This is a genomic window from Kutzneria sp. 744 (assembly GCF_000568255.1).
Lineage (GTDB): Bacteria > Actinomycetota > Actinomycetes > Mycobacteriales > Pseudonocardiaceae > Kutzneria.
On the sequence record NZ_KK037166.1, the window covers coordinates 1,315,472 to 1,328,820 of the forward strand.

The window sequence follows — 13,349 nt, forward strand, 5'->3', positions numbered from 1 at the left end:
TCGTTCCTACCGTCGAGGAACACGAATTCTCGATCATGCGCATCGATCAGGCGCGCGGACGGAGGAGATCATGAGGGGCAGCAAGCGGGCGGCGTCGGTGGTCATGGCGATGGCGCTGTTGTTCACCGGCATCGCGAGCGCCGCATCGGCGTCGGCGCAGCCGGCCGGGGCCGGCAACGCGAAGACCGCGCTATCGGGCAGCGAGGACTTCAAAGAGTTCACCATGTGGTTCGACATCGGGGAGCTGTCCAACACCAACGCGTGCATCCCGTCCTGGGTGACCGCGCGCTACCGGGACCCGGGCTCGGGCAGCGACACCTGGACGCAGCTGGTCAGGACCAACAACAACGGCTGCGAGGCCGACCAGACGCACCTGCAGGCCTGGGGCGACTTCCAGAACACCTACACCAGGGTCAACCTGCTGGGCGGCCCCAAGCCGGGCCAGCACATCCACTGGGACCAGCTCACCAGCCTCACGCTGACGGTCACCACGCCCAACACCCCGCCGGGGCGGCAGAAGTGCGTCGCCATCAACCGGGAGGGCATCTGGGCGCTGGACACCAACAACTACTGGCACGAACTGGTGAACCAGCCGGAACGGCGGGTGCTCTGCGACGGGCACAACGATTTCGAGATGTTCGTCGAGCACTGAGTCGAGTGAGGCGCCGGCGGAGGACCGCCGGCGCTTCCCCACTCCTGGCTCAGGAGAACGTGGTCCAGGTGTCGACGGCGCGGAAGTGCAGTGCGTCGAGGACGGGCTGGACGTCGGGGTCGCTGGGGGCGACGGCGAGCTTGGCGCCGTGGATGAAGGCGTCACGGAGGGCGGCCGAGGCGGCCAGCACGTTGTAGCCGTGGGCGGCGTAAGCGGGCAGCGTGAACAGGTAGCTGGTGATGACGGCATTGCCGCCGCGGACGGCGAGGGCCGAGGCGACAGGCTTTCCGTCGACGTAGACCAGGTACGGGCTGGCGGCCGGCGAGTCGAAGACGGCGGGAATGAACTGGTTGCGCACGCTGTCGGCGGGGACACCGGTGGCGGCGACGGCGATGTCGAGGAAGGTCGAGGCGGCCGAGCCGTCGACGCGACGCACGGTGACGCCGGCCGGCGAGCCGATGAGCGGACGGTATTCGGTGGCCGGCAGCGCCGTGAGGGAACGGTGGTCGACGGTGTTCAGCCCGTGCGCGGCGGCGACCGGGTTGGCGGAGACGTCGCCGCGCACGCGAAGGACCCACGGCTGGTTGAAGGACGGCAATTCGTCGGCGAAACGGGCCAACTGCGCCGGATCGGGATTACTGGCGATGCCGAACACACCGTTGGCCCGGGGCTGGGCGAATCCGCTGACCATGAGCGCGCTGCCGCCGGCGGTCTTCACCACGGCGTGCGGCTGCACGGAAATCAATTGGGCGGTGGCGGCGAACCAGCCGGCATTGGCCTGATCCGCAAGGTCGGAACCGGGTGCCGAATAAGCGGTCTGGGCTGTCGCCAACAGTGTGAGGCTGGCGAAGAGGCCGGCAAGTCTGCGCTTCATTTTCGGACTCCTTCGCGGGGGAAACTCCGAGTCCGACGCTAATGGCGGCAATCACGACAACCTAGGCGCCAGGTACGCGTGAGGTTGTCTCGACTACCCCTTTGGACGGGCACGTGACGGCCGTTACCGCAACTCCGGCCGCGGTCGGCCGGATCGTCACCGGCGAGTCGGCCGTGGGACGCCGCGACCCCGAGCGTATGCTCCCGCCCCGATGGACCCGTTGGATCCCGAGCCCCCGGGCGGCGACTCCCACCGGCACGACCGGCTACTGGTCTGGGCCGCGACCGTCGGCGCGCTGAGTTGCTCCGCGCTGATCTTCCTGGCGACGAACTCGTTCTTCGACGCCGATCCCGTCGCGGAGCCGGCGCCCACCACGGCCCTGCCGCTGGCCGCCTCGTCGACGATCACCACCACCACGACGACAACGACCACCGCTCCCCCACCGACGACAACGACGACGACGGCAGCACCGACGTCGACGACGCCGCGGCGCATCACCACGACCACCCGCACCACGACGACGACACACGCCGTCACGACAACAACAACCACGCCCCGGCCGACGACCACCCGCCGGTGCGTCACGACCGAATGGCGGCGTGACACGGCGTACGAGGGCGGCTCGATCGTGGCCTACAACGGCCATCTCTGGGTGGCGAAGTGGTGGAACTACAACGCCGTTCCCGGCGCGAACCAGGAAGGCGCGTGGCAGTTCGCCCGCGACTGCTGACGGGATCTTCTCCGGCGCGGCGACTCAGTTCAGGGCGGCGTCGAGCAGGATGGTCGCGGCGGCCCGGGCGATGGGCATGCTGTCCGGGCCGCGGTCGTTGCGGGTGGCCATGCCGTTGCCGTCGAAGACCATGTGCAGCTGAGTGGCCAGCATGACCGGGTCGGGGGCGCCGGCCTGCTCGGCCAGCTCGGTGAACAGGCTGCGCACCCAGGCCCGGTACTCCCGCGTCGTCAGGTCGATCCGGTCGCCGGGGCGGGACTCGGCGCTGGCCCGGTGGAAGGCGCAGCCCTGGTAGCCGGACTCGGCGTACACGGCGATCTGGCCCTCGAACACCGCCAGCACCTTCTCCCGCGGCGTGTCGGCGGCGTCGACCGCGACCTGGATCCGCTCGGCGACCTGGTGCTGGCGGCCCTTGAGGTAGGCGTGGATCAGCTCGTCCTTGCTGCCGAACGTGTTGTACAGCGAGGCCTTGGCGACACCGGCGTGCTCGATGATCCGGTCGATGCCGACCGTGTGCACACCCTCGTTGTAGAACAGCTCGTCGGCCGCCGCCAACAGACGCTCACGCGCTGACACACGCCCCGTGGTCGTCGGCATTGACATCCACTCCCTCATACCAGACAGATCTGTTCAGTTTACCCACGCTGGTCCGACGTGCCCGCACCAATGCTGCAGATCGGTGGCCAGGGCGAGCACCATCACGGCGACACCGTAGGCGGTCGCCGCGCCGAACAGGCCGGGGCCGTCCACGGTCAGCACGCCGGCGACCACCGCGGGCACCCCGAAGCCGAGGTAGGACACCACGTACAAGCAGAGACAGCGTGCCGGCACCGCTCGTGCGGCGCGACCTGCGGGACCACGATCCGGATGCCGCCCTGGAAAGCCGGCGCCGAAGCCCGCGCCGGAGATCACGGTGCCGACGAAGAACAGCGCCACCGAGCCGAGTCCGAGCGATGCCAGCGTGACGGCGACGCCCGCGAACAAGGTGATCGAACCGGTCAGCATCACCGCCGTCGCGCTGACCGAACGCAGTACCAGCACCATCGCGCTGGCGACGCCGGCGAAGGCGACCAGCAGCACACCGGCCAGAATGGTGTTGTTGCCGCCGAGCAGCTTGCCCAGCAGGGCCGGGCCGAGCGCGCCGTACAGGCCGGCCAGCGCCCACGCGGCGAACAGCACCGGGGCCGCGGCGATCAGGTGGGCCCGCACCGAACGGGGCAGGGCGATCTCCGGCCGCAGGCTGGCCAGCGCGCCGGGGGCGCGGGTGACCGTCTCACGGATGAAGGTGACGCCCAACGCCTGGAGCAGGAACAGGGCGACCAGCACGTAGTAGACGAGGTGGGTGGGCGCCGGCAGGAAGCTGACCAGCAGCGCCGAGAGCAGCGCGCCGGATCCGGTGCCGATGCCCGGGGTGAGGGCGTTGGCGAGCTGACCGCGCTTGGCGTCGATGTCCAGCATCATCGCCCCGATCGCGCCCACCGCGGCGCCGGTCGCGAGGCCCTGCACGATGCGGGCGACCAGCAGCGCCGGGACGCCGCCCGCGGTGGCCAGCACGATCATCGTGGCCGCCTCGACGACCAGCGTGACCAGGAGGACCGGCTTGCGGCCGACGTGGTCGGACAGCTTGCCGAAGATCAGCAGCGAGACCAGCACCGAGACCGCGTACACCCCGAACACGATGGTCGTGGTGATCGGCGAGAAGCCCCATTCGGCCTGGTAGATGGCGTAGATCGGGGTCGGCGCGCTGGACGCGGCCAGCAGCGACACGACCAGCGAGGCGAGCAGCAGCAGCGTCGCCGTGCCGGAGCGGCGGCCCCGTGTCCCCGATCGGGCCGCCGCGTCGACCGTGCGGCGATCGGCGCGGGTCCGCGTGATGGCCTGGGTCATGGCACACACTCCGTGAATGAGTAGACAGGTCTGTTCAATCGACTGGGACTGAGACTAGACAGACCTGTTCACTCGGTCAAGTGAGCCCTGGCACACATCGTCAGCCGCGGTGGCACTGATGGTGACTCCCAGCGGGAAACCCCGTGACCAGGCGGGCACGGCGTGGGCAGAGAATGCCGCCCAGCCTCAGGACGGTGACGAGCTGCGGAAGGTGCGGCGGTAGGCGTCCGGGGGCACGCCGACGGTGCGGTTGAAGTGCCGGCGCAGCGTCGCGGCGGTGCCCATGCCCACTGCCGCCGCGATGGCGTCGACACTGTCGTCGGTGGTCTCCAGCAGCTCCTGGGCGTGGCGAATCCGCTGGGTCAGCAGCCATTGCAGCGGGGTGGCCCCGGTCACGGACCGGAAGTGACGCCCCAGGTTCCGTGAGCTCATGTTGGCCCGGCGGGCCAGGTCCTCCACGGTCATCGGCTGGTCCAGCCGTTGCGTCGCCCAGGGCAACAGCTCGGCCAAGGGGTGGTTGTCCTGGGCGGGCACCGGGGCGGTGACGAACTGCGCCTGGCCGCCGGCCCGGTGCGGCGGCACGACCAGGCTGCGGGCGATCGTGTTGGCGATCGCCGAGCCGTGGTCGGAGCGGACCAGGTGCAGGCACAGGTCCATCGCGGCGGCCTTGCCGGCGGAGGTGAGGACGCTGCCGCTGTCGACGTAGAGCACGTCCGGGTCGACCTCCACCCGGGGATGACGGGCGGCCAGTGCCCCGGTGTGAGCCCAGTGCGTGGTCGCCCGCCGCCCGTCCAGCAGGCCGGCGGCGGCCAGCACGAACGCGCCGGTGCACAGGGAGACCACCCGCGCGCCCGCCTCGTGGGCCGCCCGCACCGCGTCGACCAGGTCGGCGGGCGGGTCGGCGTCGACGTCGGCCAGCGCGGGAACGATCACCGTGTCGGCGTGGGCCAGCCGGTCGAGCCCGTGGTCGGGCTCCAGTCGAAACCGGCCGATCCGCACGGTGTCCGAGGCGCAGACGACCACCTCGTACCAGGGGGCGACCACCCCGGACAGGTCGGCGCCGAAGACTTCGCACGCCACGGCCAGCTCCAGGTGCCGCATCCCGTCGGCGGCGGCCAGCGCGACAGTGCTCATGTCCGGAATTGTACGCATCTTGGCGTTCCGGACACTCGCGCCGGGCGGCCACCATCGTCAGGATGTCCACTGTGGATCACTTGAGCACGGCGGTGCAACCGAGCGGATCGGGCCAGAAGGTGGTGGTGTACGGCGCTTACGGGCACACCGGGCGGTTCGTGGTGGCCGAGCTGCGCGAGCGTGGACTCGTGCCGGTTGCGTCCGGTCGCGACGCCGCCAAGCTGGCGGCGTGCCACCCGGGTCTCGACATCCGGCCGGCGCCGGTCGACGACCCGGCCGCCCTCGACCGCGCGCTGGACGGCGCGGCGGCCGTCATCAACTGCGCCGGGCCCTTCGCGGCGACCGCGGCCCCGGTGATCGAGGCGGCACTGCGCGCCGCCGTCCCGTACGTGGATGTGGCGGCCGAGATCGAGGCCAACATCGACACGTTCGCCAACTTCGCGGACCGGGCCCACGCCGCCGGCGCGGTGGTGGTCCCCGCGATGGCCTTCTACGGCGGCCTCGGCGACCTGCTGGTCACCGCGTCGATGGGCGACTGGACGACGGCCGACGAGGCGCACATCGCGTACGGGCTGAGCAGCTGGCGCCCCACGGCCGGAACGCGCCTGGCCGGCAAGGTCTCCCGTGAGCGGCGCAACGGCCGGCGCATCCGCTACACCAACGGACAGCTGGAGTACCGCGACGACGCCCCGCCGACCCTGGAGTGGACGTTCCCCGCCCCGCTGGGCACCCGGACCGTCATCGGCGAGTTCACGATGAGCGACGTCGTCACCATCCCCAGCCACCTGTCCATCCCCGAGGTGCGCACGTACATGACGGCCGAGGCGGCCACGGACCTGTCAGCTCCGGACACCTCGGCCCCGACCGCGATCGACGAACGCGGCCGGTCCGCGCAGACCTTCCTCGTCGAGGTCGTCGTGCGATCCGGCGACGCGGAACGACGCGTTGTCGCCAGCGGCCAGGACATCTACGCCGTCACCGCGCCGCTCGCGGTGGAAGCGGTCCAGCGCATCCTCGACGGGCAGACCAAGGCGACCGGCGTCGCCTCCGCCGGCCAGATCTTCGACGCGCCCGATTTCCTCCAGGCGCTGTCCGCGCACATCACGGTCGTACCGAACCGCCGGTGACCGGCCGGGTCCGGCACGCCTCACGAGAGAGGCGGCCGGACCCGCGGCCCGCGTCGGCCCGTCACCGCGATGTCACGCGTCGACCGGCAGCTCCTGGTCCTGCCGCTGCGCCGGCACCTCGGGCGCCTCGAAGGTCGAGTAGCCGGCGTCGAACGCCTGCTGCCGGTCCTGGATCTCCTTGAGCAGCAGCTGCGACTGCTCGACCGCCTGCTGCACGATCTGGCCGGCCTGCTCGGCCGCCTTGGCCAGGCAGCGCTGGGTCTCCTGCTCGGTCTGCTCGACCAGCTCGACCCGCTGCCGCAGCAGCTGCTCGGCCCGGTCGCGCAGCTGCTCGGACTGCTCGATGGCCGCCTTGCGAATGAGGTTGGCCTCCTGCTCGGCGTTCTCCAGCATCACCTGCATGTGCTGCGCGGCCGGCGTCTGGGCCCGCCGCTTGTCCGGGTCGGGGCGCAGCCGGTCCAGTTCGGACTGCATCTGCTCGGCCCGCTGGGCCAGCTCCTGGTACTGCCGCAGCACGGCGTCGCGGTCGGACCGGGTCTGCTCCAGCGTCTCGGTCAGGTGCTCGCAGCGGCGGGTGGTCGCCTCCAGGTCGGCCCGCACGGTGCGCAGCTCGTCGTCCACCGCGGTCATCTCGTCGTCGACCTGGTCGCGGGCGTAACCCCGGAACCGGACCCGGAAAACACGCGGCTGTCGCTTCGATACCTCGTCGATCAGCATCTTGGGCTCCTTCGTCCACCAGGTGGTTTCCCCGTCAAACCCGCGCGCATGCCACCCATGTGGGTGGTCAACGAGGCACGTCGTGGCCGGCGCTGACGATCAGGGTGATCCCCGTGTCGGTGGGGAACGCCCCGGCGTGCGACTGACCGAGCACCGTCCCGTTCGGACTGTTCGACTCCTGCGCGGTCACATCCACTCGCGTGTAACCGGCCTGTCGCAGGGTGTCCCGCGCGGCCGTCATGCCGCTGCCGACGACCCACGGCACGGTCGGCCCGTGCGGCCTCGCGTCGAGGTAGCCGGGATCCGCGGCCGGCAGTCCCAGGTCCGGCGCAGTGCCGAGCAGCTTCGCGAACGCCGCGAAGAACGGCGGCGAGGCCAGCGAACCGCCGAAGGCGCCGGCACATCCGCTGTCGTCGGAGTCGAGTCGGGGCGGCTTCGAAGCGCAGATCGGCGCCGGAGCGGACCCGTCCGCGAACACCAGCGAGGACACCGCGTAGTTCCGCAGGCCGGCCACGAAGCCGACGGACTCGTTGTACTCCGTGGTCCCGGTCTTGCCGGCGAGCTCGCGCTTCCAGTGGGCCTTCAGCGCCGAGGTCGCCGAGGTGCCCGAGACGGTGTCCTTGGCCAGCCCCCGCATCATCGTGTCGGCCAGCGCCGGCGCGACGACCTGCTCGCACTGCTGGTGGGGCAGCGCGACCGGGTGCCCGTCGTGATCCAACAGCTGCCGCACCGGCGTCGGCGGGCACCACTTGCCGCCGTCGTCCAAGGTCGCCATCACGTTGGCCAGCTCCAGCGGGCTCACCGCGCTGACACCCAGCGTGAAGGACGGGTTGTTGTTGAAGTACTCCCGCTGAGGCGAGTTGTACTCGGCTTTCGTGGCGCGCTCGTCGGACGGGTCGGTGGTCGGCGGGCTGCCCGCCTCGGAGGCGGCCAGCGTGCGGCGAAGTCCCAACCGGTAGGCCATGGTCAGCACCTGCGGCAGCCCGGCCCGCAGCTCCAGGTCGGTGAACGCCACGTTGGGCGAGGTGGCCAGGGCGTTCTCCAGCGTGATCGGGTTCGGGTAGCCGACGTAGTCGTTCTGCACGGTGTGACAGACGGTGTAGTCCTTGACGATCGGCGGCATGAAGCACTGGCTGTTCGGATTGGACAGTGGGGTGTTCAGCCCGACCTTGCCCTGCTCCATCGCCGCGGCCGTGGTGAACAGCTTGAAGATGGAACCCGCGCCGAAGGGATCGCTGACCTCGACCGGCAGGTTGGTCATGGACTGGCCGGCGTCCACGCCGTACTCGCGATTGGCCACCATCGCGGCCACCTCGTGCGCCTGGCTGCCGGGCCGGATGACGACCATGGTGTTGGCGATGCCCGGCGTGCGCCGCGGCACGTTCTCGTCGACGGCCCGCTTGGCCAGGCCGGTCAGTCCGGCGTCGACCGTGGTGCGGATCCGGTAGCCGCCGGTCTGCAGCTGGTCTCGGGTGAACCCGTTGGACAGCAGGTAATCCCGCACGTAGTCGCAGAAGAAGCCGTAGCCCGGCTGGACGCCGACGCAGTCGCTGGCCGGGATCCGCGGCTCGGCGACGATGCCGAGTGGCTGCTTCTTGGCTCGGTCGGCGACGTCCTGGTCGAGCTTGCCGATCGACACCTCGGCGTCCAGCACGGCATTGCGGCGCACGGTTGCCGCCTGCGGGTGGTTCCACGGGTTGTAGGCGACGGGATTGTTCACCACGCCGGCCAGCAGCGCGGCCTGCGTGACGGTCAACTTGTCCGGGGTGGTCTCGAAGAACACCTGCGCGCCGGCGGCGATGCCGTCCACGTTGCCCACGAAGGTCACGAGATTCAGGTAGCGGGTGAGGATCTCGTCCTTGGTCAGCCGGCTGTCCAGCTCGACGGCCACCCTCGCCTCGCGCACCTTGCGCACGGCGGTCACCGCTCGGGCCTGTTCCTGCGCCTTCTTGTCGTTCCTGGCCGTGACCAGAATCTGGTAGTTCTTCACGTACTGCTGGGTCAGTGTCGAGGCGCCCTGGGTGGTCTCGCCCGCGGCGCCGTTGCTGACCAGCGCCCGCATCGTGCCGGCCGGGTCGATGCCGTGATGGCTGTAGAAGCGCTTGTCCTCGATGGCCACCATGGCGACCTTCATGTTCGGCGAGATGCGCTCGGACGGCGTGTCCAGCCGGTACTGGTCGTACAGATAGGCGATCGGAGTGCCGTCGGTCGCCTCCAGGATCGAGGCGTAGGGCGGTCTGCCTCTCTCCAGCGCGAGCGCCAGCGAATGCACCGCGTCCCCGGTCGCGTTGGACAGCAGCCCGAGGCCGGCCGCGGCCGGAAACGCCAGTCCGGCAAGGCAGACACCGGCCGCCACACAGGCCACGATCAGCTTGGTCACCAACCACGGACGCCGCATGGCAGCCCCCTTTCCTCTCTTGTGAAATCCCCCGGCGGTTGCGTGCGGAAACAACCGAGCACTCCTCGATCGAGTGGTTTGCGGGTCGCGCGGAGTAGTCGGCCGCGGTTGGGGCACGCTGCAGCATGTCCGTCAGCGAGGCGTTCGATGCCGTCCCCGGCCGCGTGCCGGCGCGACGAGTTTGGGAGCTGCGCCAACAGGTCCGGGCGCTGAAGGCCGAGCGGGACGAGCTCGCGGAGGAGGTGTCCGAACTGCGCAGCCAGCTGATCGGCGCCTACCAGCGCCTCGCCGCCGGCGCCGGCGGCCCGGACGTGCCGAGTCGGCTGCTGCGTCTGGTGTGCGACGAGGCCAACCGCATCCGACTGGAAGCCCTGCGCTACGCCCAGCAGATAGAACACGAGGCCCGCTCGCGGTGATGGCCGAGCGGGCCTCGCTGTCGTCCGTGCCGGTCAGCCGTTGGCCAGCGCCTTCAGCCGGTCGTAGGCGCCGTTGAACCGGTCCTGGTCGCCGGGGAAGGTGCCCTTGTCCGCGTACTGCCAGACGGTCAGGAAGCCCCAGCCGGCCGGCAGCGCGCCGACCGAGCTGCCGTAGAACGGCGTCCACAGCGGATTGTTCGCGCCGAACCCGCCGTTGTTGCCGGTGCACTGGGTCCACCACTTGGTGCTGGTGTAGATCGTCGGGTACCGCTTGGTCCTGGCCACCACCCGGTCGCTGAACGCGTGCACCCAGGCCACCATCGCCGCCTGGCTCAGGCCGTAACAGTTGGCGCCGTAGGGGTTGTACTCGATGTCCAGCGCCGGCGGCAGCGTCATGCCGTCACGCGACCAGGCACCGCCGTGGTCGACGAAGTAGTCGGCCTGCGCCTGGCCGCTGGACTGGTTGGGCACCGCGAAGTGGTAGGCCCCGTGCAGGAGGCCCGCGCCGAACGCGCCCGTGTACTGCTGGGCGAAGTTCGGGTTCGTGTACGTCGTCGCCTCGGTCGCCTTGACATAGACGAACTTGCCGCCCTTGCCGGCCACCGCCTTCCAGTCGATGTTGCCCTGGTGGCTGCTGACGTCCATGCCGGGCGTCTGCGCGACCTGCGCGGTCAGCGGTTGGGATGCCGGCATCGCCCGGCCCTCCACCAGTGCGATCTGCGAACCCATCTCGTGATCGCCATCCTCGGGGGCGGCATTGGCGGTGGCCTGCGCGGCCGCCACCAGCAGCAGGGCCGAGAGCAGGACGACCGGCCGACCGGGGTTGGACATGGTGACCTCCAGGAAGCTAGAGCTTCTGTCGTTCACCGAGGCCTACCCGGACACGGGCGAACTGCACGTATCGGCCGTCAGGTTAAGCCTTTCGTGTGCACTGTGGACGCTGCGTCACCGTTACACGGCAAGCAGGACACGGCCGAACGGACCGCCCTCGATCAGGTGCCGCTGCGCGTCGGCCGCCTCCGCGAGCGGGAACACGCTGTCAGTGATGGGGCTGATCTCCTTTCGGGCCAACAGGTCCAGCAGCCGCACGTTGGCCGCGGCGACCTGCTCGTCGGTGAACAGGGCGAAGCGGAAGCCGTGGATGTGGGCGTTGCGCCAGATCAGGTCGGTGACGTTGATCGTGCCGGTCATGCCGGCGGAGTAGCCGATGCTGATCAGCGAGCCGCCGACCGCAAGGGCCCCAAGGGCTTCGCCGGTGAGCGCGCCGCCGACACCGTCGAGCACGACATCGACGCCCTTGCCTTCGGTGATGCGGGCCACGCCGTCGCGCAGCGATTCCTGGGTCAGGTCGATGACCTCGAAGCCCGCCTCACGCCCCTTCGCGGCCTTGGCGCCGGAGGTCGCGGTGGTGATGGCGTGGGAGGCACCAAGAACGCGGGCGATCTCGACACCGCCCTGGCCGACCGCTCCCCCGACGCCGGGCGCCAGCACCGCCTGGCCCGGCCGGAATCCGGCCGCCTCGGTGAGGGCGAACAGCGCGGTCAGGTGGCCGGCGCCGGTGGTCAGCGTGGCGGCCGCGGTGTCGTTCGACGGCGTCCGGGATGGGCACGAGGTTGCGCGGGGGTTGACGGCCAACAGCTCCGCCCACACGCCGTCGACACTGAGGCCGTACCCGCCGCCGCCCATCGCCACCCGGGCCCCGACCGCCAGGCCCGAGGTGCCGGGCTCGACCAGCACACCGACCCCGCTGCTGCCGGGGACCACCGGGAACGGCTTGATCACGCCGGCGGGGAGTTTGCCCAGCCGGGCGGTGTTGTCGAGGGGGCTCACGCCGGCCAGGGCGACCCGCACGATCGCCCAGCCGTCGGGGGTGGCCGGCTCCGGGGCGGTGGCCGAGCCGAGGACGTCGTAGCCGCCGAAGCGGTGGTACTGGATGGCGCGCATGTCGGGCTCCTAGGTCGTGGTGAAATAACCGTAGCACTTTCAATCCTTACGTTGGCCCGATGAGGTGCACGAACGGTCGTTGCCCCGGGCCGTCGACTGCGCGAGGTTGGTCACATGACCGACGAGACCGACGTCTTGATCGTCGGCGGCGGCCCCGTCGGCCTGTCCGCCCGCGCACTGCTGGCCCGGTGGGGCGTGCGGACGCTGCTGGTGGAGAAGCACCGGCAGCTGTCGCCGTTCCCGCGCTCGCGGCTGGTCAACGTGCGCACGATGGAGATCTTCCGGCAGCTCGGCGTCTCCGCCACGATCCGCGACCGCGCCTTCGAGCCCCGATTCGGCCGCGTCCGCTTCCGCGACCGGCTGTTCGACCCCGACTTCGCCACCGCCGCCATGATCGGCGTGCACGAGTCCATTCCGGACAGTCCGGAGTTCGGCGTTGTCACGTCACAGGACCGATTGGAGCCGGTCCTCATGGGAGCGGCCGACGAGCCGCTGCGATTCGGCTCCCCGTTGACCGCTCTGTCCGAACAGGACGATGGTGTGGTCGCGACCTTGGCCGCCGGCGACACCGTTCGCGCCCGGTACGTGATCGCCGCCGACGGCGCCAATTCCACCGTGCGGGACCTGCTGGGCATCGGGATCGACGGCCCCGGGCCGCTGCGGGACATGACCACCGTCGTTTTCGACGCCGACCTGTCGGAGTGGTCGGCCGAGCAGCCCGCCGGCGTCTATTTCACCGCCCACGGCATGTTCATGCCCATCTACCCCGAGGGCGGCTGGGCCTGGATCTCCCCCACCACCGCCGACACCGACTGGGAAACCCTGATCGCGCAGGCCGTCGGCGCCGAGGTGACCGTGAAGGTGCTGCGGGTTCAGCAGTGGACCGTGACCGCGTTCGTCGCCTCGTCCTTCCGCCACGGCCGGGTGTTCCTGGCCGGCGACGCCGCCCACACCGTGCCCGGCGCCGGCGGCCTCGGCATGAACACCGGTCTCGCCGGCGTGCACAACCTGTGCTGGAAGCTCGCCGGGGCCCTCCAGGGCTGGGCGGCGCCGGACCTGTTGTCCACCTACGAGACCGAACGCCGCCCCGTCGCCCAGCTCACCCTTCGCCAGGCCGTCGCCAACACCCGGCTCATGCAGGAGGCCGTCGAACATCGCCGCGCCCAGATCCGGGCCGGAGTCCCCGCCGACGCCGTCTCCCTGCCGTGGTCCGAGCAGTACTTCGCCCAACTCGGGCTCGTCCTCGGCGTCGCCTACGACTCCTCGCCGGAACCCGGCACCGAGTACGTCCCCAGCACCGCGCCTGGGCATCGCCTGCCCCATGTGCTGCTGCCCTCCGGCCGATCCAGTCTCGACGCCCTCGGCGAGTGGTTCACCGTCTTCACGCCCGCCCCGGACGCCTGGCGGCGGCACACCGCTCCCTGGCCCGTCCGCGTGGAGGAGATGTCGCCCGAGCCCTGGGATCTCGGC

13 protein-coding genes are annotated in these 13,349 nt (G+C 70.6%); 5 read left to right on the forward strand and 8 right to left on the reverse strand.

Annotated elements, in window-relative coordinates:
* Positions 1–70: 70 nt before the first annotated feature.
* Positions 71–652 carry a hypothetical protein gene (locus KUTG_RS05690; protein ID WP_043715436.1) on the forward strand — a complete coding sequence of 194 codons (582 nt, stop codon included), beginning with the start codon at positions 71–73 and terminating at the stop codon, positions 650–652.
* A gap of 49 nt (positions 653–701) precedes the next feature.
* Here the strand turns inward: KUTG_RS05690 and KUTG_RS05695 are convergent, their stop codons facing one another.
* Entirely contained in the window at positions 702–1,526 is an 825-nt protein-coding gene (locus tag KUTG_RS05695) for a GNAT family N-acetyltransferase (protein WP_043715437.1), read from the reverse strand.
* A 211-nt stretch (positions 1,527–1,737) separates the two neighbouring features.
* Between KUTG_RS05695 and KUTG_RS60800 the strand changes: the two genes are divergently transcribed.
* Positions 1,738–2,256, forward strand: coding sequence for a carbohydrate-binding protein (locus KUTG_RS60800; protein ID WP_052394054.1), 519 nt, complete (start codon positions 1,738–1,740; stop codon positions 2,254–2,256).
* Positions 2,257–2,280: 24 nt separating this feature from the next.
* Here KUTG_RS60800 and KUTG_RS05705 read toward each other — a convergent pair whose 3' ends face one another.
* The 3 genes from KUTG_RS05705 to KUTG_RS05715 form a co-directional block, all read right to left on the reverse strand.
* On the reverse strand, positions 2,281–2,832 hold the full coding sequence (locus tag KUTG_RS05705) for a TetR/AcrR family transcriptional regulator (protein ID WP_043728408.1): 552 nt from the start codon (positions 2,830–2,832) through the stop codon (positions 2,281–2,283).
* A gap of 54 nt (positions 2,833–2,886) precedes the next feature.
* Complete coding sequence (locus tag KUTG_RS05710) at positions 2,887–4,143, reverse strand: MFS transporter (RefSeq protein ID WP_157494351.1); 1,257 nt, start codon at positions 4,141–4,143, stop codon at positions 2,887–2,889.
* A 186-nt stretch (positions 4,144–4,329) separates the two neighbouring features.
* On the reverse strand, positions 4,330–5,277 hold the full coding sequence (locus KUTG_RS05715; protein ID WP_043715439.1) for a helix-turn-helix domain-containing protein: 948 nt from the start codon (positions 5,275–5,277) through the stop codon (positions 4,330–4,332).
* A gap of 62 nt (positions 5,278–5,339) precedes the next feature.
* On the opposite strand from KUTG_RS05715, the gene KUTG_RS05720 reads away from it, so the two are divergent.
* A complete protein-coding gene (locus KUTG_RS05720) occupies positions 5,340–6,404 on the forward strand; it encodes a saccharopine dehydrogenase family protein (protein ID WP_052394056.1) in 1,065 nt (354 codons plus the stop codon).
* 72 nt (positions 6,405–6,476) lie between these two features.
* Here KUTG_RS05720 and KUTG_RS05725 read toward each other — a convergent pair whose 3' ends face one another.
* Positions 6,477–7,121: a hypothetical protein gene (locus tag KUTG_RS05725; protein WP_043715442.1), complete on the reverse strand. Its 645-nt coding sequence runs from the start codon at positions 7,119–7,121 to the stop codon at positions 6,477–6,479.
* 67 nt (positions 7,122–7,188) lie between these two features.
* Positions 7,189–9,519 carry a penicillin-binding protein gene (locus KUTG_RS05730; protein WP_063753487.1) on the reverse strand — a complete coding sequence of 777 codons (2,331 nt, stop codon included), beginning with the start codon at positions 9,517–9,519 and terminating at the stop codon, positions 7,189–7,191.
* 125 nt (positions 9,520–9,644) lie between these two features.
* Between KUTG_RS05730 and KUTG_RS05735 the strand changes: the two genes are divergently transcribed.
* On the forward strand, positions 9,645–9,935 hold the full coding sequence (locus KUTG_RS05735; protein ID WP_043715444.1) for a hypothetical protein: 291 nt from the start codon (positions 9,645–9,647) through the stop codon (positions 9,933–9,935).
* A 33-nt stretch (positions 9,936–9,968) separates the two neighbouring features.
* Here KUTG_RS05735 and KUTG_RS05740 read toward each other — a convergent pair whose 3' ends face one another.
* Positions 9,969–10,766 (reverse strand): lysozyme, encoded by a 798-nt coding sequence (locus tag KUTG_RS05740; protein WP_043715446.1) that lies wholly within the window; start codon positions 10,764–10,766, stop codon positions 9,969–9,971.
* A gap of 120 nt (positions 10,767–10,886) precedes the next feature.
* Positions 10,887–11,879, reverse strand: coding sequence for a quinone oxidoreductase family protein (locus KUTG_RS05745; RefSeq protein ID WP_043715447.1), 993 nt, complete (start codon positions 11,877–11,879; stop codon positions 10,887–10,889).
* Positions 11,880–11,993: 114 nt separating this feature from the next.
* Between KUTG_RS05745 and KUTG_RS05750 the strand changes: the two genes are divergently transcribed.
* Positions 11,994–13,349: FAD-dependent monooxygenase (locus KUTG_RS05750; protein WP_043728412.1), on the forward strand; the 1,356-nt coding region annotated here is incomplete at its 3' end.

Excerpts from the sequence above, each read along its gene's own strand:
- KUTG_RS05690 (WP_043715436.1), top strand. The coding sequence starts at position 71 with ATGAGGGGCAGCAAGCGGGCGGCGTCGGTGGTCATGGCGATGGCGCTG.
- KUTG_RS05740 (WP_043715446.1), bottom strand. The coding sequence starts at position 10,766 with ATGTCCAACCCCGGTCGGCCGGTCGTCCTGCTCTCGGCCCTGCTGCTG.
- KUTG_RS05710 (WP_157494351.1), bottom strand. The coding sequence starts at position 4,143 with ATGACCCAGGCCATCACGCGGACCCGCGCCGATCGCCGCACGGTCGAC.
- KUTG_RS05695 (WP_043715437.1), bottom strand. The coding sequence starts at position 1,526 with ATGAAGCGCAGACTTGCCGGCCTCTTCGCCAGCCTCACACTGTTGGCG.
- KUTG_RS05730 (WP_063753487.1), bottom strand. The coding sequence starts at position 9,519 with ATGCGGCGTCCGTGGTTGGTGACCAAGCTGATCGTGGCCTGTGTGGCG.
- KUTG_RS05725 (WP_043715442.1), bottom strand. The coding sequence starts at position 7,121 with ATGCTGATCGACGAGGTATCGAAGCGACAGCCGCGTGTTTTCCGGGTC.
- KUTG_RS05735 (WP_043715444.1), top strand. The coding sequence starts at position 9,645 with ATGTCCGTCAGCGAGGCGTTCGATGCCGTCCCCGGCCGCGTGCCGGCG.
- KUTG_RS05715 (WP_043715439.1), bottom strand. The coding sequence starts at position 5,277 with ATGAGCACTGTCGCGCTGGCCGCCGCCGACGGGATGCGGCACCTGGAG.
- KUTG_RS05720 (WP_052394056.1), top strand. The coding sequence starts at position 5,340 with ATGTCCACTGTGGATCACTTGAGCACGGCGGTGCAACCGAGCGGATCG.
- KUTG_RS05745 (WP_043715447.1), bottom strand. The coding sequence starts at position 11,879 with ATGCGCGCCATCCAGTACCACCGCTTCGGCGGCTACGACGTCCTCGGC.
- KUTG_RS60800 (WP_052394054.1), top strand. The coding sequence starts at position 1,738 with ATGGACCCGTTGGATCCCGAGCCCCCGGGCGGCGACTCCCACCGGCAC.